Here is an 18,810-nt window from a genome sequence, read left to right as displayed (position 1 = left end):
GCCTTCGGGGGCGGCGTTGGCGGCGTCGAGGAGGCGGGTGGCGGGGCGGCCGCTGAAGCCGCCGCCGACTACGGAGATGGCGACGACGATGCCGATGGCGGCCACCACCCAGGCGTCGCCGAAGTGGAAGGTGGGGTCGTGGGCCACCAGGGCCAGGCCGCAGCCGGTCATCAGGAGGGTGGCCAGGGGCATCAGGACGGGCAGGGCGCGGGCGGCTCGGACGGCGAGGCGGAGTTCGGCGACGGTGGCGGCGCGGCTGGCCGCGGTGACCGCGTAGACCTCCAGGCCGATGCCGGCGACGAGGACGACGACCCCTATCACGTGGCCGAAGAGAAGCCAGGCGTCGATCATGGTGGATCCCCCCTCAGGGCATGTGCTTTGTCTCCCCAACCCCTTTGAAGCGGACGAAATCAGGATAGATCGGGCGTTGGTGGGAATACCAGCGCCCGAACGGGTGGTTTGGTGGGAATTAGACAGTCGCCTGATATACCTTGCGCAGGGTCTCGTGGATCGTCCAGGTCGTCTTCGCGCCCGCGCTGAGCAGCGCGACGTCGCCCGGGCCGACCTCCAGCGCCGTGCCGTCCCCGAACGCGATCGTCGCGCGCCCGGAGAGCACCACGAACAGCTCGTCGGCCTCGGTGTCGGTCACCGTGCCCGGCGTGATCTGCCAGATCCCGCGCACCACCCGGCCGTCCGCCGATTCGCTCAGCACCAGCTCGGAGACCTCCGGCGCACCCGCGACGACCTGCGACGGGTCCAAGGCGACGGGCTCCAGGACGGCGTCGGCGACGGGCAGGGCGAACCCCAGAACAGAAGTGCGATCGTCAGACATGCGCGGCAGCCTATCCACGCCGAACCTGCCCGCCCATGGGACCGGTGTCACAGCTATCGGGTAGAAATTGACACTGTGGAGGCGCTGGAGCAGGAGAACACGGAGGGAAGGCCGGACGACAAGCCGACTGAGGTTCCGTTGCTGGACGCCCCCGTAGCCGAGGCACAGGACGGAGCCGGGACTGCTGAAGACTCGCGCCAGGCCGCGCGCCGCACGGCCCGGCAATCCGCGCGCCAAGCCAAGCCCAAGGCCCCGCGCGAACCCTCTGCAGAGCTGCCCTATGCACAGGTTGTCCTGGCACTGGAGCTCAGCCACCTGGACCGCGCCTTCGACTACCTGGTCCCAACAGAGCTGGACGCAGAGGCGCAGCCTGGGGTCCGGGTAAGGGTGCGGTTCGCGGGGCAGTTGGTGGACGGGTTCGTGATCGGCAGAGCGGCGGAGTCCGACTTCGCGGGCCGGTTCGAGTTTCTGCAGAAGGTCGTATCGCCGCTACCGGTTCTGACCCCGGAGATCCTGGAACTCGCGCGCACCGTGGCCGACAGGTACGCGGGCACCCTCGCGGATGTCCTCCGGCTAGCCGTCCCGCCGCGCCATGCGAGTGCGGAGAAGGTCCCTGCGAAGGCGACGGAGCGGGGCCCTGACAAGGCCGTGGACGGGGCACCCTGGGGCGTCTATGGAGGCGGCCGCGAGTTCATAAAGGCTCTGCAGCGCAAGACAGCGCCTAAGCTCCCACGTGCAGTGTGGACCTGCCTCCCGGCAACAGACTGGGCAACCGCGCTGGCGACGGCCATGCACGCCGTGGCGACGGACGCCGTCGTGTCGCCTGATCCGGAACCAGCGCAGGCACAGGCAGCACAGACACAAGCAGCGCAGGCACAGGCAACAGCGCAAGAAGAGGTAGAAACAGCAGAGGACCCCGAAGCGATCGCGGACGACCCGGCCATCCCGGACCTGGAACCCGACCCGACAGACCCCGCGCTCCCGGACCCAGACCTCCCCACCGACTACGACATCGACCCCGAAAATCTCCGCGACTTGGACGCCGATCGCTATAGCGCTGCCGAAAGCGAACCCGGAGCAAAACCTGCGCAAGCGGCCCCTATTGCAGCGGCTAGTAGCCTCCACATCCCGGCCCGAGGCGCCCTGGCGATCGTCCCCGATCACCGCGACCTGGCCCGCCTGGACGCCGCCCTCACCGAGATCGCCGGCCCCGGCCACCACGTCGTCCTCTCCGAAGAACTCGGCCCTGCCAAGCGCTACCAGAACTGGCTGGCCGTCCTCCGGGGCGACGTGAAGATGGTGATCGGCACCCGCTCGGCGATGTTCGCACCGGTCGCCGACCTGGGCTTCGTAGCGATCTGGGACGACGGAGACGACCTCCACGCCGAACCGCGCGCTCCCTATCCGCACGTCCGAGAAGTACTCCTGCTCCGCGCGCATGCCACAGGAGCGGCAGCGCTCATCGGCGGCTACACATGCACGGCAGAAGGAGCGCAGCTTGTAGAGAGCAGATGGGCCTACCCCCTTACTGCGTTCCGCTCTACAGTCCGCGCGAAGTCTCCCCTCATCCGTACCTCTGGAGAGGAACTGGAGAAGGAACGGGACCCGTCTGCAGCCGCCGCTCGCCTCCCCAACCTCGCCTGGCGAACGGCGCGCGCCGCCCTGAACGACGGCCCGGTCCTCATCCAGGTCCCGCGCGGCGGCTACGCACCCTCCCTGGCCTGCATCCGCTGTAGAAAGAGCGCCCGCTGCATCCACTGCCACGGCCCTCTGGAACTCACCTCAGGCCACGCCATGGCCTGCTGCCTCTGGTGCGGACGCCCCGCCGGCGGCTGGCACTGTGACAACGTCATCAACGACCGCCCCTGCGGCGGCGACCGCTTCCGCATGCTCACCATCGGCGTCCAGCGCACCGCCGAGGAGCTGGGCCGCGCCTTCGCCAACGCCAAGGTCATCTCCTCGGCGCAGGACACGGTCCTTTCCCAGGTGTCTGACAAGCCGGCGCTCGTAGTAGCGACCCCTGGAGCGGAACCCGTAGCGGACGGCGGATACGCGGCCGCCCTCCTCCTCGACGGCTGGTCCCTCCTAGCCCGCCGGGACCTGCGCGCGGGTGAGGAAGCCCTACGCCGCTGGCTGAACGCCGCCGCGTTAGTACGTCCCGGAGGAGAAGGCGGCAAGGTCGTCATCATGGCCGAGCCCGGTCTGGCCCCGGTCCAGGCCCTGGTCCGCTGGGACCCGGTCTGGCACGCTCGCCGCGAACTCACCGACCGGGGCGAGCTGCACTACCCGCCGCTGGCCCGCGTGGCGGAACTCACAGGTACGCCCGCCGCAGTAGCGGAGGAGCTGAGCCTGCTCCGTCTCCCCGAGATGGCCGAGGTGCTCGGACCGGTAGCCGTGGACGCTCCGCGCTCCGATGATCGCGCGGCCCAGAAGTCTGACGCGCGGTCCGGCAAGAAGGCGGACCCGCTAGGGCGCGGGGAGCGGGCCGACAAGTCGAAACCCCCTATAGAGGAACGCCCTCGCGAGCAACTCCACCGCGCTCTAGTCCGCGTCCCGCGAAGGCTCGGCGGGGATCTGGCCGCTGCGGTCCGCGAAGCCCAGGGTGTCCGCAGTGCCCGCAAGTCTGAGGACTGGGTCCGGGTCCGCATCGATCCGGTGCAGATCGGCTGAGCGCCTTAGAGGCAACCTAACCGTCACGGTCCGCTACCGCCGCTGGGCTCCGTACACTGGATAGCTGAATCCCGTACACCCATGACCCATACACCCACGACCCGCACACCCACGAACGGAGCGCGACCCTTGACCGTCCAGGCGATCCGCCTCTTCGGCGACCCGGTCCTGACCACCCCGGCCGCACCGGTCGTCGACTTCGACAAGGAGCTCCGCACCCTTGTCAAAGACCTCACCGAAACGATGCTGGACGCCCCGGGCACCGGCCTGGCCGCCCCGCAGATCGGTGTGGGCCTGCGGGTCTTCACCTGGCACGTCGAGAACGAGCCGGGCCACCTGGTGAACCCCAGCCTGGACCTGTCCGACGAGGAGCAGGACGGCGAGGAGGGCTGCCTGTCCATCCCGGACCTGGCCTTCCCCTGTAAGCGCGCGATGCGCGTGGTCGCCAAGGGCTGGAACATGCACGGCGAGCCGGTGGAGATCGAGGGCAGCGAACTGCTCGCGCGCTGCATCCAGCACGAGACCGACCACCTGGACGGCGTCCTGTTCATCGACCGCCTGGACCGGGAGTGGCGCAAGAAGGCGATGCGCGCGATCCGGCTGTCGGACTGGGCCAACGAGGGTACCCAGCCGGTGGTGAAGGTGTCCCCGCACGCGACCTTCGGGCGGGCGATCTGACGATGCGCGTCCTGTTCGCCGGCACCCCCGAGCCCGCGCTGCCCTCCCTGCGCGCGCTGTTGGACTCCCGTCACGAGGTGGTCGCGGTCCTGACCCGGCCCGACGCCCGCTCCGGGCGCGGCCGCCGGTTCGAGGCCTCGCCGGTGGCGAAGCTGGCCGAGGAGGCCGGTGTCGAAGTGCTCAGGCCGGAGAAGGTGCGCGACCCGGCGTTCCTGGAGCGGCTGGCCGAGATCGCCCCCGACTGCTGCCCGATCGTCGCCTACGGCGGCCTGATCCCGAAGTCGGCCCTGGACGTCCCGCGGCACGGCTGGGTCAACCTGCACTTCTCGCTGCTGCCGGCCTGGCGCGGCGCGGCGCCGGTGCAGCAGGCGCTGCTGCACGGCGACGAGGTCACCGGCGCCTCGACCTTCCTGCTGGAGGAGGGGCTGGACACCGGCCCGGTCTTCGGCATGGTCACCGACGAGGTCCGCCGCACCGACACCAGCGGCGACCTGCTGGCCCGGCTCGCCGAGTCCGGGTCCCGGCTGCTGACCGCCACGCTGGACGCGATCGAGGACGGCACCGCGCGCCCGGTCCCGCAGCCGGCCGACGGGGTCACGCTGGCCCCGAAGGTGCTGGCCGGCGACGCCCGGATCGACTGGACGGCCCCGGCGCTGCGCGTGGACCGGCTGGTCCGGGCCTGCACCCCGGCGCCCGGCGCCTGGACCGTGCTGCCGGGGGCGGACGGCGGGGAGGACCTGCGGGTGAAGGTCTTCCCGGTCAGCGCGCTGCCCGGGACCACCGACGTCCCGCCGGGCCGGATCGTGCAGGACTCGCGAGGATTGATGGTGGGTACCGGCAGCGGGCACACCGTGCGGCTGGGCGATGTGCAGCCGCAGGGCAAGCGGCGGATGGCGGCGGCGGACTGGGCGCGCGGACTGCGCCTGACCGGTGACGAGGCGTTCGTCTGAGCGGTCCGGCGGTACCCCCGATCACCGATATCCCGTCACAAAGGAACAGCGAACCCCCTATGGCACCGCGCACGCCCACCTCCACCGCCGACTCGGCCCGCGCCGCCGACCCGGCCCGCGCCGCCGCGCTCGAAGTGCTGGAGGCGGTGCGGACCCGGGACGCCTACGCGAACCTCCTGCTGCCGCGGGTGTTGCGGGACCGCGGGCTGTCCGGCCGCGACGCCGCGTTCACCACCGAGCTCTGCTATGGAACGCTGCGCGGGCTGGGGACGTACGACGCGATCATCGCAGCCTGCGTGGATCGCGAGTTGGACGCCGTGGACCCGGTGGTCCTGGACGCGCTGCGCATCGGCGCGCACCAGCTGCTGGCCATGGACGTGCCGCCGCACGCCGCGGTGTCGACCTCCGTGGACCTGGTCCGGTCGGTCTCCAACGAGGGCGCCTCGCGGTTCGCCAACGCGATCCTGCGCCGCGTCGGGCAGGGCGACCTACAGGCGTGGATCAAACGGATCGCGCCGGACCCGCAGGACGACCCCGAGGGTTTCCTCACGGTGTCGCGCTCGCACCCGCGCTGGATCGTCTCAGCGCTCTGGGACTCGCTCCAGGCGCACCGTGGAGCCGAGCGCGCGCACAAGGACATCGGGGACCTGCTGGACGCCGACAACGCCCGGCCCGGGGTCACGCTGGTGACCCGGCCCGGGCTGGCGCAGGTCGGCGACCTGACCGAGCTGGGAGCGCTGGCCGGGCGGTACTCGCCGTACGCGGCGTACCTGGCCGGCGGCGATCCGGGCGCGTTGGCGCCGGTGCGCGAGGGACGCGCCGGGGTGCAGGACGAGGGCAGCCAACTGGTCGCGAACGCGCTCGCCATGGCGCCGTTGGAGGGCCGGGACGAGTGGTGGCTCGACATGTGCGCCGGTCCCGGCGGGAAGGCCGCGCTGCTGGCCGGGCTGGCGTTGGAGCGGGGTGCTTCGCTGCTGGCGAACGAGATCGCTCCGCACCGGGCTGAGTTGGTGCGGCGGGCTTTGCGCGGGTACGGGGACCGGCTGGTCGGGGCCGAGGCCGTGGCCGGGACCAGGGTTGAGGCCGCGACCAGCGCCGGGATCGAGGCTGAGCCCGACGCCGAGCTTGAGGCCGAGTTCGTGGACAGCGAAGGTGACGGTGGCGAGGGCGGGGCCGAAGTCACGTTGCCCGGCACCGGCACCCTCCAGGTGATCGCCGCCGACGGCATCCGCGCCCCGTGGCAGCCGGGCTCCTTCGACCGCGTCATGCTCGACGCCCCCTGCACCGGCCTCGGCGCGCTCCGCCGCCGTCCGGAATCCCGCTGGCGGCGCGGACCGGAGGACCTGGAGCGGCTGACCCGCGTCCAGCGCCGCCTGCTCTCGTCGGCTCTGGACTCCGTCCGTCCCGGAGGACTGGTCGCCTACGTGACCTGCTCCCCGCACCTGGAGGAGACCCGCGACGTGGTCCGGCAAGTGGTGAAGGCGCGGCGGGACGTGGAGCGGGTCGACGCGCGCCCGCTGCTGCCCGGCGTCCCGGATCTCGGCGGCGGCCCCGATGTGCAGCTCTGGCCGCACCTGCACGGCACCGATGCCATGTACCTGACGCTCCTGCGCCGTTCCTGAGGAACGCCTGTCAACGTCCGAGGGGAGCGGTAGTGTGCGGTCTCCCCGGACCGTTGAGGACAGGTGAGATGGTGGACTCGGGATTCTCCTTTGAGACCCTTCAAGAGCGTATGCCGACCGAGGCAGCGCGCGGGCTTGCGGATCATGGCACCGGCGACTTCGCCGACGGCTTCCTCCAGCTCGTCGCGCCCGAAACGCTCGACGACACGCTGTCCGAATGGCTCGGCGGCTTCCAGCCCTCACGCACTCCGTTCGCCCGGACGGCACTCGGCGATCTGCTCTACATCCGCGACCTCCGGGAGCGGGCCGCCGCGCTCGGTATGAGCGAGGAGGAGATCGGCACCGCGTATGACGTGTCCGTGGTCAACGTGCGCTATAAGAAGATCGGCGTATTGGCGCACTCGTTCAGCGACTTCGTGGACGGGATATCAGACCCCGAGTTCCTGACCGAGGAACTGCGCAAGGACCTGTACGACGGCGCCGTGGCCCGCCTCGGACGCCCCGGTCCCGACGAGATGTACACCTTCGTCCCGCTGCTGGCGTGGGGCGGCTCCGAGGACCCCGCGACCCTGGACCGGGTGAAGGCCGGCGTCGCGCTCGATATCTTGTTCCAGGCCTGATCCGGGTTGGCTCCCGCGTTATTGCGTTGACCCGGCCTGTCGCCGCCACCAGACTGCTCGCCCATGACGCAACAGCAGCGGCCGGTCGCCTTGGTGACCGGAGTCGGCAGGCGGGCCGGGATCGGCGCGGCGATCGTGGAGAAGCTGGCCCGCGACGGCTGGGACATCGGGTTCACCTACTGGCGCGCCTATGACGACCGCATGGAGTGGGGTCGCGACGAGGAGGCGCGCGCCGCGATCACAGCCGAGCTGGAAGCCCACGGCGCGCGCGTCTATGCGGCGGAGGCGGACCTGGCACTCCCGGAGACGCCGGAGCGGGTCTTCGCCGAAGTACGCGAGCAGTTGGGCGACGTCAGGGCGCTGGTGATGGCGCACTGCGAGTCGGTGGACTCCGGGATCCTCGACACCTCGGTCGAGTCCTGGGACCGGCACTTCGCCGTCAACGCCCGCGCTTCGTGGCTGCTGGTCCGCGAGTACGCCAAGTACTACACCCAGCCGCACGGCTCCGGCCGTATCATCGCCCTGACCAGCGACCACGTGATCAACAATCTGCCCTACGGGGCCAGCAAGGGCACGCTGGACCGGCTGATGGTGGCCGCCGCCGTGGAACTGCGGGACCTCGGGCTGACCGCGAACGCCGTGGATCCGGGGCCGACGCAGACCGGCTGGATGTCCGAGGACCTGGAGACTTACATCAGGGAACGCACTCCGTTGGGACGCAACGGTGTGCCCGCGGACTCCGCGGAACTGGTCGCGTTCCTGTGCTCGGAGCGCGGCGGCTGGATCAACGGCCAGGTGCTGAACAGCGACGGCGGGTTCGCCGTGGCGCGCTGAGGCGGCGGGGGAGGGGCGCTTCCTGGCTCACCCCACACCCTGGCTCACCCCACACCCTGGCTCACCCCAGCCGGAGGATCTCCAGCGCCTGCTCCCGCATCTCCACCTTGCGCACCTTTCCGGTGACCGTCATGGGGAACCCGTCTACGAGGTGCACATAGCGCGGGATCTTGTAGTGCGCGAGACGTCCCGCGCAGAACTCCCGGACGTCCTCGGCGCTCAGCGGCTGCGCGCCGGGCCGCAACCGGATCCAGGCCATCAGCTCCTCGCCGTACTTGGTATCGGGCACGCCGATCACCTGTACGTCCTCCACGTCCGGATGCGAGTAAAGGAACTCCTCTACCTCGCGCGGGTAGACGTTCTCCCCGCCCCGGATCACCATGTCCTTGATCCGCCCGACGATGGCGACGTAACCGTCGGCGTCCATCTGCGCGAGGTCGCCGGTGTGCATCCAGCCGTCGGCGTCCACGGCTTCGGCGGTGCGCTCGGGCTCGCTCCAATAGCCGAGCATGACGCTATAGCCGCGCGTGCAGAGTTCGCCCGGCTCGTCGGCGCCCAGCGTGGTGCCGGTGTCCGGATCTACGATCTTGATCTCGACGTGCGGGTGCACCCGGCCGACGGTCGCCACGCGCCGCTGCAGGCTGTCGTCCCTGCGGGTCTGGGTGGAGACCGGGGAGGTCTCGGTCATGCCGTAGGCGATGGTCACGTCCGTCATGCCCATCTCGCCGATGACCCGCTTCATCACCTCCACCGGGCAGGGCGAGCCGGCCATGACCCCGGTGCGCAGGGTGCTGAGGTCGTAGACGCCGGGAGACTTCTCCAGGAGCGCCAACTCCGCGATGAACATAGTGGGGACGCCGTAGAGAACTGTGCAGCGTTCTGCAGAGACCGCGCGCAGAGTGTCGGCGGGGTCGAACAGCTGGCCGGGAAGCACCATGCAGGAGCCGTGGCTGGTCGCCCCGAGGTTGCCCATCACCATGCCGAAGCAGTGATAGAGCGGTACCGGCAGACAGACGCGGTCCTCCTGCGTCCAGCCCTGGACCTCCGCGACCAGGTAGCCGTTCCCCAGGACATTGCGATGGGACAGGGTGGCGCCCTTGGGGAAGCCTGTAGTGCCGGACGTGTATTGGATGTCCACGGGGTCGTCCGGATGGAGGCGGCTCTCGCGCTCCGCGAGGACGGACGCGGGGACGGTCGCGCCGCGCTCGACGAAGGCGGTCCAGCCGGGAGTGCCGATGAAGACGACGTCCTGGAGGTCCGGGCAGTCCTCCCGCACCGCGTTCACCATGGCCACGTAGTCGCTGGTCTTCACCTGTGTGGCGGCGAACAGCAGGCTGGTTCCGGACTGCTTCAGCGTGAAGCGGATCTCGTGGTCCCGGTACGCCGGGTTCAGGTTCACCAGGATCGCGCCGACTTTCGCCGCCGCGTATTGCACCAGGATCCACTCGGCGCAGTTCGGCGACCAGATGCCCACCCGATCGCCCTTGGCGACGTCGGCCGCGAGCAGTCCGCGGGCCAGTTCCGAGGCCGCGGCGTCGAACTCCGCGTAGGTCCAGCGCCGCCCGGTCGCGCACTCCACGAGGGCATCGCGGTCCGGGTACGCGGCCGCGATCCGGGCCAGGTTCGCGCCGATGGTCTCGTCGGGCAGCGGCGGGGAGTCCGGGCCCTTGCGGTGGGCCTCGCCGTGGATGCCCCGGATACCCTGGCTGCCGGCGTCGTCATTGCCGCTCATGCCGTCCCACCTGTGCTTCTCTAGGAGCCGACGTCAGGATTCGACAGTAGTGGCCCGCCGGGCCCGCGTCGATGGCGGTTCTGAGAGAACACTCAGGGATACCCGGTAGTCTCCGGCCAAGCCCACGACGGCCTTGACGCGGCGGGGGGTTGATCGGTTCCCTGTGTCCGTGGCGGTAAGGCGCCAGGCGTGCCGGTCACCTTCGGCCGGCCGGCTGTGGTCGGATTGAAGAGAAGCTTCTGCGATCGGAGGTGTGATGCGACAGGACGGAGGCTGGCTGCCAGGCCCTGACGCCAGGCCGACCAGGGCCCTGGCGTTGCTGATCACCGGGCTGACGGACGACGCGGTGGCACGGCGGCTGGCGGTGAGCCGGCGCACGGTGCAGCGCGCGGTACGGGACCTGATGGACGCCGCCGGCGCCCGGACCCGGATGCAGCTCGGTCATCATGCCGCCTGCGTGGGCCTGCCGCTTCCGGAACTGCCCGCGGTCGTCGAGCCGCGGGACCGGCCGGCCCCGGCGGACCTGCGGCTGCTGGCGCTGCTGCTGGCGGACGCGCGGGTGGACCGGGTGCTCGGGGTGAGTTCGCGCAGCGTCGAGCGCGAGGTGCGCCGGCTGATGACGCTGGCCGGGGCGAAGAGCCGGGTGCAGCTCGGGTGGCTGGCCACGCGGCGGGGTTGGTTGTGAGGCGGGGTTGGTTGTGAGGCAGCGCCGGGGCTGGGTGTGAAGCCGGTCGGGGACCGGGTGTGAAGCCGGTCCGGAGTCGGTCGCGAGGCGGTGCTACCGCGAGGCCGCGATCTGGGAGACTTTCCCCATGAGCGCAGTCCAGATCTCCCCGTCCATCCTCTCCGCCGATTTCTCGCGCCTGGCCGACGAGGTCAACGCGGTCCCTTCGGCCGACTGGATCCACGTCGACGTGATGGACAACCACTTCGTGCCGAACCTGACGCTGGGCCTGCCGGTGGTGGAGTCGCTGGTGAAGACCTCGCCGCGGCCGCTGGACTGCCACCTGATGATCGCCGACCCGGACCGCTGGGCGCCGGGCTACGCCGAGGCCGGGGCCGGCAGCGTCACCTTCCACGTGGAGGCCGCGCACGCGCCGATCCGGCTGGCGCGCGCCATCCGCTCGGCCGGGGCCCGGGCCGGGATGGCGCTGAAGCCCGCGACGCCGGTCGAGCCCTACGAGGACCTGCTGCCGGAGCTGGACATGCTCCTGCTCATGACCGTCGAGCCCGGGTTCGGCGGGCAGAAGTTCCTGGACGTGGTGCTGCCGAAGATCCGGCGCGCGCGCACCATGATCGAGCGGCACGGCGGCTCGGTGTGGCTGCAGATCGACGGCGGCGTCGCGGCGGACACGATCGAGCGCTGTGCCGAGGCCGGGGCGGACGTGTTCGTGGCCGGGTCGGCGGTGTACGGGGCCGAGGATCCGGACCGCGCGATCCAGGCACTGCGGGCGCAGGCTGAGGCGGCTGGGACGCGGGTCGCCTGAGAGGGAGGGCCGGCGCGGGCTCGCCGAGGCCGGCGCTGACACTGATACCGCCACCGCCACCGCCACCGATATCGGCACTGGCGCTGGCGCTGGCGCAGACATCGACATCGATACCTGGCGCAGGCGCAGCTCCGCGAGCTACTGCTGCGGAGCCGCGGCCTGAGCGTTCGGATGAATCAGGCAGAAGCTGACCGAGGACGTGACCTCGACGTCGGCGTGCCCGGCGTCGTGGAACTGCCTGCAGATCGCCGGATCGCGCTGGTCCTCACGGGCCAGGACCCGGCGGCCGTCGGCGCTGTCGGCGGCGGCCTTCTGAGAGACCTTGCCGATGATGTGGTCGGCCTTGTCGACCCTGACGAAGTCGCCGACGTGCACGCTGGTCACGTCGAAGGACGACGAGCGCTGGAGCACCGCGACCAGCACCCCGGCAATCGTCGCCGCGACTAAGACCGCCAGGATCACGCCGCGCGAGCCCTGCCGCCGCGCCGGCCGGGACTGACCGCGCGGGTTCGGGGTGCGCGGGATCTTCGGCGCCGGAGACGCCTTCGGCGCTGTCGGCTGCTTCGATACCAGGCCCGCACCAGTTCCCGGACCCGGACCCGAACCCGGACCAGTGGTCGAGACCCGCGAGCCGGTCCCGGTCCGCCCGGCGGGGCGACGCGGCTCCGCGATCGCCGGCCCACGCTCGCGACGATGCCGGTCCGCGGCCTGCGCCGGGTCCGCTCGATGATGCCGATCCCCGGACTGCGACGCGTCAGGCCGATGACTCCGCTCCGCGGCCTGCGCCGCGTCCGGTCGCCGAATCCGGTCCCCGGTCTGCGGCGCGTCCGGCCGGCGACGCCGGTCCGCGGGCTGGGGTCCCGTCGTCCGGCGGCGTTGGTCCGTACCCTGCGATCCGGATCCCGCCCGATCCGCTTCGCCCGGCCGCCGCGCAGGGGTGGCGGTCGCTCCACGGTCAGGCGTGGCCGTCGTTCCGCGTGGCGCCGTGGCAGCGGGAGTCACCAGCGTCTCGGAAATCCCCGACGGGTTCTCCCGCACGGTCAGCGCCCGCCGCGCCTCCCCGATCCCGAGCCGCTTGACCGGATCCTTCTCCAGCAGTCCGGTGACCAGCGGCGTCAGCCGCCCGGCTCGCATCGGCTCCGGCGCCTCGTCCAGGATCACCGCGGTCAGCGTTCCGGTCGCGGTCTCACGGTGGAACGGCGAGAAGCCCTCGACCGCCTGGAACAGCGTGACGCCGAGCGAGAACAGGTCGCTGGCCGCCAGGCCCTCGGTGCCGCGGGCCCGTTCCGGCGCGATGTACTCCACCGAGCCGAGGAAGGTGCCGGCGGCCGTCAGCGCCGTGTCGGTGTCGCCGATCGCGATGCCGAAGTCGGTCAGCAGGACCTTGCCGTCGTCGGCCAGCATCACGTTCGCAGGCTTCACGTCCCGGTGCACGATCCCGGCCGCGTGCGCGGCCTCCAGCGCGTCCAGCAAGGCGGCGGCGACTATGGCGGCGTGCGCCACGGACAGCGGGCCGTACTCCTCGACGTGCTCTTCCAACGTGTGCCCGGCGACCAACTGCATCACCGTCCACGGCACGCCGTCGTCGACCACGACGTCGTGCACGGCCACCACGTTCGGGTGGTCGCGCAGCCGGGCGGCGTTGCGGGCCTCGCGCTCGGCGCGGCGCAGCCGCTCCTCGGAGTCGGGGCCGGGGGTGGCCGGCAGCCAGACCTCCTTGACCGCCACGTCGATGCGCAGCGATTCGTCGGACGCCAGCCAGACCCGGCCCATACCGCCGGAACCGAGCCGCGCGCGCAGCCGGTACCGGCCGCCGATCAGCCGACCGGGCTCTGCCAGTCCCGCCATCCGCGTCCCACCCCGCATCAATGGTTTGTGCCCGAGCTCAGGCTACGTGCATATCTTCGCGGGCAGCCTACTGTCCGCGAAGTCAAAGCCGCGTTCGCCCCGGAATCGCCGATGTTCGCTCCGGCGAACGGATCTCGAACCCTGAGATCGGCGACGTCAGACCGGGTCCCCGGGGTTCCCGGCAAAAGTAGAACGTGTTACAGTTCGGGGCGGAGCCAGGGGTGACGCGCACCACGCTCGGATCCCCGGGAATGAATCGCGTGGCACACTGGTTCCGTAACGACGAACGCGTGCTCCGGGGTCGGTGAAATTCCGAACCGGCGGTGACAGTCCGCGAACCGCTCGTTCGCCTCGGCGAACGGGTGGCCGATCCGGTGGAATTCCGGGACCGACGGTTAAAGTCCGGATGGGAGGCTGCACGCGACGGGCGTGCCGCCCCGCCGTGCCTTCACGGCTCCCGGGTACGGCACTCGTCCCGTCGTGGCGTTCGCGACGGCCGCCGCCGACCTGGGCGCAGCGTGCCGTGGCCCGCCGCCTCCCCTCACGCACCCCTCTTCCCGGAGTCCGGGTTCGCACCGCGTGCCGACCGGCCCGCGGATGAGGCGGATTGGGGAGCACACCGTGTTCACAGGCATCGTCGAAGAGCTCGGCCGGGTCGTCGCGCTGGAAGTGGAAGGCGACTCCGCACGTTTGCGCGTGGCCGGAGCGCTGGTCACCTCGGACGCCGAACACGGCTCCTCCATCGCCGTCAACGGCGTCTGCCTGACCGTCATCGAGTCCGGGACCGAGGCCGCCGCGGCCGGGGAGTTCACCGCCGATGTGATGGCCGAGACCCTGGACAAGTCCAACCTGGGCGACCTCAAACCCGGTGACCCGGTCAACCTGGAGCGGCCGATGAAGCTCGGCGCGCGCCTGGGCGGGCACCTGGTGCAGGGACATGTGGACGGCGTCGGCACCGTGCTGGAGCGCACCCCCGGCGAGCACTGGGAGGTCGTGCGGGTCTCGCTGCCGGCCGCGCTGTCCCGCTACGTCGTGGACAAGGGCTCGATCACCGTGGACGGCATCTCGCTGACCGTGGTCGAGGCTGACCGCGACGCCTTCACCGTGAGCCTGATCCCGACCACGCTGGAGCTCACCACGCTGGGCAGCAAGGGCCCGGGCGCGCCGGTGAACCTGGAGATCGACGTCATCGCCAAGTACACCGAGCGGCTGCTGGGCCTGGACGGCGCCACTGCTGACACCAGTGCCGACACCGCTGCCGACACCACTACGAAGGAGGTCGCGGCATGAGCGCCGTGGAAGCGGGTACCGCGCATGGCACCGAGCACAGCGAGCCCATCGTCCTGGACACCATCGAGCACGCGCTGCGCGAACTGGCCGCCGGCCGGCCGATCGTCGTGGTCGACGACGAGGACCGGGAGAACGAGGGCGACCTGATCTTCGCCGCCTCGCTGGCCACGCCCGAGGTCGTCGGGTTCACCATCCGCTACTCCTCCGGCGTGATCTGCGTGCCGCTGCCGGCCGCCGAGGCCGACCGGCTGAACCTGCCCCCGATGACCGCGATCAACCAGGACCGCAAGGGCACCGCCTACACGGTGTCGGTGGACGCCCGCGACGGGGTCAGCACCGGCATCTCGGCGGCCGACCGGGCCCGCACCATCCGGCTGCTGGCCGACCCGGAAACCGGCGCCGACGACCTGACCCGGCCCGGCCACGTCTTCCCGCTGCGGGCCAAGGACGGCGGGGTGCTGGTCCGGCCCGGCCACACCGAGGCCGCCGTCGACCTGTGCCGGCTGGCCGGGCTGCCGCTGGCCGCGGGCATCTGCGAGGTGGTCGAGGACGACGGTTCGATGTCCCGGCTGCCGCAGCTGGCCCGGTTCTCCAAGGACCACGGCCTGGCGCTGATCTCGATCGCCGACCTGATCGCCTACCGGCGCCGCACCGAGAAGTCGGTGACCAAGGCCGCCGAGACCCGGCTGCCCACCACGTTCGGCGAGTTCCGGGCCGTCGGCTACCGCTCGGACGTGGACGGCATCGAGCACGTCGCGCTGGTCAAGGGGGACATCGGGGACGGCGAGGACGTCCTGGTGCGGGTCCACTCCGAGTGCCTGACCGGCGACATCTTCGGCTCGCTGCGCTGCGACTGCGGTCCGCAACTGCACGCCGCACTGCGCGCCGTGGACGTCGAGGGCCGCGGGATAGTGCTCTACATGCGCGGCCACGAGGGCCGCGGCATCGGCCTGATGCACAAGCTGCGGGCCTACGAACTGCAGGAACGCGGCCACGACACCGTGGACGCGAACCTGGAGCTGGGCCTGCCGGCCGACGCCCGCGACTACGGCACCGGCGCGCAGATCCTGACCGACCTCGGCGTGCGCTCCATGCGGCTGCTGACCAACAACCCGGCCAAGCGCTCCGCGCTGGAGGGCTTCGGGCTGCGGGTGAGCGGCCGGGTGCCGCTGCCCGGGAACGTGACCCCGGACAACATCCGCTACCTGCGGACCAAGCGCGACCGGATGGGGCACGACCTGCCGGATCTGGAGGGTTTGGACCACCTCGGCGAGGCGGAGGCCGACGAGCTGGCCGCCGCCAGCGCGCACTGAGCTCTGGACCGGGCCCGGCTGAACCGACCAGCACGCAAGATCGGGACGCGACCGGCGTCCCCGGTCTGGAAGACTTGCCTCGCGCGCCGTGCGGGTGCGCGGAGCGTCCACGAACGCACAAGGAGTGAACAGAACGTGAGCGGAGCGGGAGCCCCGGCCATCGCCGTCGAGGGCGGCGCGGACCTGAAGGTCGCTGTGGTGGCCGCGCAGTGGCACACCCAGGTCATGGACGGCCTGGTCGCCGGGGCCGAGAAGGCGCTGGCCGAGATCGGCGCGGCGCACGACCTGATCCGCGTGCCGGGCTCGTTCGAGCTGCCGGTGGTGGCCCGGGCGCTGGCCGGCGCCGGGTACGACGCCGTGGTGGCCCTCGGCGTGGTGATCCGCGGCGGCACCCCGCACTTCGAGTACGTGTGCGCCGCCGCCACCGACGGCCTGAACCGGGTGGCCCTGGACACCGGGACGCCGATCGGCTTCGGCCTGCTCACCTGCGACACCGAGGAGCAGGCGCTGGAGCGCGCGGGCCTGGCCGGCTCGCGGGAGGACAAGGGCCGCGAGGCGGTCGAGGCCGCGGTCGCGACCGCGCTGGTGCTGAAGAACATCGAGGCGAAGCGGTGAACGCCTCGCCCACCGCCGACGAACCCGTGGAGGTGCGCGTGGGAACCGCGGTTCCGATCACGTCCAAGAGCTTCGAGACCCTGTTCGGCGAGCTGACGGCCAAGGCCGAGCGCGGCGAGGAGGGCTCGCGCACGGTCGAGCTGCTGGGGCTCGGCGTGCACGCGATCGGCAAGAAGATCGTCGAGGAGGCCGCCGAGGTGTGGATGGCGGCCGAGTACGAGGACGGCGACCGGACGGCCGAGGAGATCTCCCAGCTGCTTTACCACGTGCAGGTGCTGATGCTGGCCCGCGGGCTGGCGTTGGAGGATGTTTACAAGCATCTGTGAGGTGGTTTCGAAGGGCCCGGCGACGCCGCCGGGCCCTTTTCTCGTCCGCCGCCCGGCCGCCGCCCGGTTTCATCCCACCGAGTGAACGCCCAGGCGCGCCCGGCGGACCTTGGTCGATACTGGCCAGGCAAGCACCGTCCACTGCCGGTCACCGAAAGGTCACACGCCATGCTGCGCATCGCCCTGCCGAACAAGGGATCGCTCTCGGAGGCGGCCACGGCGATGCTGCATGAGGCGGGCTACCGGCAGCGTAAGGACGGCAAGGAGCTCATGGTCGTCGACCCGGCCAACAACGCCGAGCTGTTCTTCCTGCGCCCGCGGGACATCGCCACCTACGTCGGGGCCGGGCGGCTGGACGTCGGGATCACCGGCCACGACCTGCTGCTGGACTCCGGCGCCGGAGCCGAGTCGATCATGGACCTGGGCTTCGCCCGCTCCACCTTCCGCTTCGCGGCCCCGCCGGCCACCGTCGAGCAGGTGACGAAGGAGTCGGGGGTGAGCGGCCTGGCCGGGCTGCGGATCGCCTCGGCCTACCCGGGGGTGGTGCGCGAATACCTGGGCACCGCCGGAGTGTCCGCCGAAGTGGTGAAACTCGACGGCGCGGTCGAGGTGTCCATCGCGCTGGGCGTGGCCGACGTGGTCGCCGACGTCGTGGAGACCGGCACCACGCTCCGGCACGCCGGCCTGGAGGTCTTCGGCGACCCGATCCTGACCTCCGAGGCGCAGCTGATCCGTCGGGTCGGCGCCGAGGACAGCCCGGCGGTGGACCAGTTCCTGCGCCGCCTGAAGGGTGTGATCACGGCGCGGGAGTACGTGCTGATGGACTACGACATCCGCGCCGAGAACGTCGACCGCGCGGTCCAGGTCACCCCGGGCATCGAGTCGCCGACCGTGTCGCCGCTGCACGACAAGGGCTGGGTCGCGGTCCGCTCGATGGTCCGCCGCGCCGAGGCCCAGCGCATGATGGACGACTTGTGGGATCTGGGTGCGAGGGGAATCCTCGTCACGGATATCCTCGCGTGTCGGCTTTAGTTGCCGCCGGGCCCGACGAGCCCGGCATGAATCGGCGAGCCCGGAATGAAACGGACCAGCGTGCAGGTGACGGAAAACCACGATCATGACCGCCCGGCCCCCGGCCCACGGGGCCCCTCCGGCCTCCCGGTACCCGATCGCGTCCCGCAACTCCCGGTGACCTTCCGCCCCCGCCGCACCCGCGTCGCGGTCCTGGCAGTCGGCACCGCCCTGGTCGTGACCTTCATCGTGGTGGCGACGATACTGCCGAACACCGGCCCCACCGCCTGGTCCACCCCCGAGCGCGTCGGCTTCGCCGCCATCGGCCCGATCATCGCCGCCGGCCTGTACCTGCTGGCCCGCCCCCGCATCATCGCCGACGAACGCGGCCTGACGGTGGTGAACACGGTACGCACCCAGCGACTGGAGTGGGCCGAGATCGTCCGGGTGAACCTGCGCCCCGGGGACCCGTGGGTGCTGCTGGACCTGGACAGCGGCGAGGTGCTGCCGGCGATGGGGATCCAGGCTTCCGGCGGGCAGACTTCGCGCAATGCGGCGGGGGAGTTGCAGGCTCTGGTCGAGGCGCACACTTTGACGGAGCGGGACGACTAGGGGTGGTTTCGGGTTTGGTTCGGGGTTTTTGGCGGAGCTGGGGTTTGCGGGCCGGGTTGCGGTTGGGGTGTGGGTTGAAAGGCGATTTTTACGGCCTTCGGTCATAGTTGTGCCGGTTCGGGGTTCGGGGCGGTGGGTTTGATTGTCGGCTGCCGGTTCGCGCGTTCACAACCCCGCCCCACCTCAGGCCTCTTCAACTCCGGCAAGTCAGAGCAAGGGCAAAGGGCCAGATCAAGAGCAAGATCAAGGTCAAGTGTGTCACGAACATGGATCGGAGCTGATGTGTAGGTAGTTGCTTCGTGATGTGGTGTTCCACGGGAGATGAAGGTTTTGTGGCCCTTCGGAGCCGTCCTCGCCGGGATGGCTTCAA

At 71.1% G+C, this 18,810-nt stretch carries 17 protein-coding genes, 1 pseudogene and 1 riboswitch; of the genes and pseudogenes, 14 read left to right on the top strand and 4 right to left on the bottom strand.

Features of this window, described 5'->3' with window-relative positions:
- Both KGQ19_RS38955 and KGQ19_RS38950 read right to left on the bottom strand, forming a co-directional pair.
- A pseudogene (locus tag KGQ19_RS38955) lies at positions 1-351 on the bottom strand (hypothetical protein); the annotation flags it as partial.
- Positions 352-469: 118 nt separating this feature from the next.
- Positions 470-832 carry a cupin domain-containing protein gene (locus tag KGQ19_RS38950; RefSeq protein WP_212018833.1) on the bottom strand — a complete coding sequence of 121 codons (363 nt, stop codon included), beginning with the start codon at positions 830-832 and terminating at the stop codon, positions 470-472.
- A gap of 75 nt (positions 833-907) precedes the next feature.
- On the opposite strand from KGQ19_RS38950, the gene KGQ19_RS38945 reads away from it, so the two are divergent.
- From KGQ19_RS38945 to KGQ19_RS38920, 6 genes are all read left to right on the top strand, one after another.
- The gene (locus KGQ19_RS38945) at positions 908-3,502 is read left to right on the top strand and encodes a primosomal protein N' (RefSeq protein ID WP_212018831.1); all 2,595 of its coding nucleotides are present in this window, start codon (positions 908-910) and stop codon (positions 3,500-3,502) included.
- 129 nt (positions 3,503-3,631) lie between these two features.
- Positions 3,632-4,180: a peptide deformylase gene (def, locus tag KGQ19_RS38940; protein ID WP_230420118.1), complete on the top strand. Its 549-nt coding sequence runs from the start codon at positions 3,632-3,634 to the stop codon at positions 4,178-4,180.
- A gap of 2 nt (positions 4,181-4,182) precedes the next feature.
- The gene (gene fmt / locus KGQ19_RS38935; protein ID WP_212018827.1) at positions 4,183-5,130 is read left to right on the top strand and encodes a methionyl-tRNA formyltransferase; all 948 of its coding nucleotides are present in this window, start codon (positions 4,183-4,185) and stop codon (positions 5,128-5,130) included.
- 59 nt (positions 5,131-5,189) lie between these two features.
- Entirely contained in the window at positions 5,190-6,752 is a 1,563-nt protein-coding gene (locus KGQ19_RS38930; RefSeq protein WP_212018826.1) for an RsmB/NOP family class I SAM-dependent RNA methyltransferase, read from the top strand.
- Between the two features lie 110 nt (positions 6,753-6,862).
- Positions 6,863-7,372, top strand: a complete 510-nt coding sequence (locus tag KGQ19_RS38925) for a T6SS immunity protein Tdi1 domain-containing protein (RefSeq protein WP_212018823.1) — start codon at positions 6,863-6,865, stop codon at positions 7,370-7,372.
- A gap of 63 nt (positions 7,373-7,435) precedes the next feature.
- Positions 7,436-8,206 carry an SDR family oxidoreductase gene (locus tag KGQ19_RS38920; protein WP_212018821.1) on the top strand — a complete coding sequence of 257 codons (771 nt, stop codon included), beginning with the start codon at positions 7,436-7,438 and terminating at the stop codon, positions 8,204-8,206.
- 61 nt (positions 8,207-8,267) lie between these two features.
- Here the strand turns inward: KGQ19_RS38920 and KGQ19_RS38915 are convergent, their stop codons facing one another.
- The gene (locus KGQ19_RS38915) at positions 8,268-9,938 is read right to left on the bottom strand and encodes an AMP-binding protein (RefSeq protein WP_230420117.1); all 1,671 of its coding nucleotides are present in this window, start codon (positions 9,936-9,938) and stop codon (positions 8,268-8,270) included.
- A gap of 256 nt (positions 9,939-10,194) precedes the next feature.
- Here KGQ19_RS38915 and KGQ19_RS38910 point away from each other — a divergent pair, with 256 nt between their 5' ends.
- Together KGQ19_RS38910 and rpe are read left to right on the top strand one after the other, a co-directional pair.
- Positions 10,195-10,623 (top strand): helix-turn-helix domain-containing protein, encoded by a 429-nt coding sequence (locus tag KGQ19_RS38910; RefSeq protein WP_212018819.1) that lies wholly within the window; start codon positions 10,195-10,197, stop codon positions 10,621-10,623.
- A gap of 127 nt (positions 10,624-10,750) precedes the next feature.
- A complete protein-coding gene (gene rpe, locus KGQ19_RS38905) occupies positions 10,751-11,425 on the top strand; it encodes a ribulose-phosphate 3-epimerase (protein WP_212018817.1) in 675 nt (224 codons plus the stop codon).
- A 138-nt stretch (positions 11,426-11,563) separates the two neighbouring features.
- Here rpe and KGQ19_RS38900 read toward each other — a convergent pair whose 3' ends face one another.
- Entirely contained in the window at positions 11,564-13,273 is a 1,710-nt protein-coding gene (locus tag KGQ19_RS38900; protein WP_212018815.1) for a serine/threonine protein kinase, read from the bottom strand.
- A 286-nt stretch (positions 13,274-13,559) separates the two neighbouring features.
- A riboswitch (FMN riboswitch) is annotated at positions 13,560-13,697 on the top strand.
- 197 nt (positions 13,698-13,894) lie between these two features.
- On the opposite strand from KGQ19_RS38900, the gene KGQ19_RS38895 reads away from it, so the two are divergent.
- The 6 genes from KGQ19_RS38895 to KGQ19_RS38870 all read left to right on the top strand — a co-directional run bounded on the left by KGQ19_RS38895 (position 13,895) and on the right by KGQ19_RS38870 (position 18,440).
- Entirely contained in the window at positions 13,895-14,563 is a 669-nt protein-coding gene (locus tag KGQ19_RS38895) for a riboflavin synthase (protein ID WP_212018813.1), read from the top strand.
- The gene (locus KGQ19_RS38890) at positions 14,560-15,876 is read left to right on the top strand and encodes a bifunctional 3,4-dihydroxy-2-butanone-4-phosphate synthase/GTP cyclohydrolase II (protein WP_212018811.1); all 1,317 of its coding nucleotides are present in this window, start codon (positions 14,560-14,562) and stop codon (positions 15,874-15,876) included. Before KGQ19_RS38895 ends, KGQ19_RS38890 begins: the two co-directional genes overlap by 4 nt.
- A gap of 135 nt (positions 15,877-16,011) precedes the next feature.
- A complete protein-coding gene (ribH, locus tag KGQ19_RS38885; RefSeq protein ID WP_212018809.1) occupies positions 16,012-16,491 on the top strand; it encodes a 6,7-dimethyl-8-ribityllumazine synthase in 480 nt (159 codons plus the stop codon).
- 56 nt (positions 16,492-16,547) lie between these two features.
- Positions 16,548-16,817, top strand: a complete 270-nt coding sequence (locus tag KGQ19_RS38880; RefSeq protein ID WP_194897013.1) for a phosphoribosyl-ATP diphosphatase — start codon at positions 16,548-16,550, stop codon at positions 16,815-16,817.
- Between the two features lie 168 nt (positions 16,818-16,985).
- Positions 16,986-17,849, top strand: a complete 864-nt coding sequence (hisG, locus tag KGQ19_RS38875; protein ID WP_212018807.1) for an ATP phosphoribosyltransferase — start codon at positions 16,986-16,988, stop codon at positions 17,847-17,849.
- Positions 17,850-18,005: 156 nt separating this feature from the next.
- On the top strand, positions 18,006-18,440 hold the full coding sequence (locus KGQ19_RS38870) for a PH domain-containing protein (RefSeq protein WP_307856640.1): 435 nt from the start codon (positions 18,006-18,008) through the stop codon (positions 18,438-18,440).
- The last annotated feature ends 370 nt before the right edge of the window (positions 18,441-18,810 follow it).

This window comes from Catenulispora pinistramenti, from assembly GCF_018274385.1.
Taxonomy (GTDB): Bacteria; Actinomycetota; Actinomycetes; order Streptomycetales; family Catenulisporaceae; genus Catenulispora; species Catenulispora pinistramenti.
This window is presented reverse-complemented; position numbering and strand designations above follow the sequence as displayed.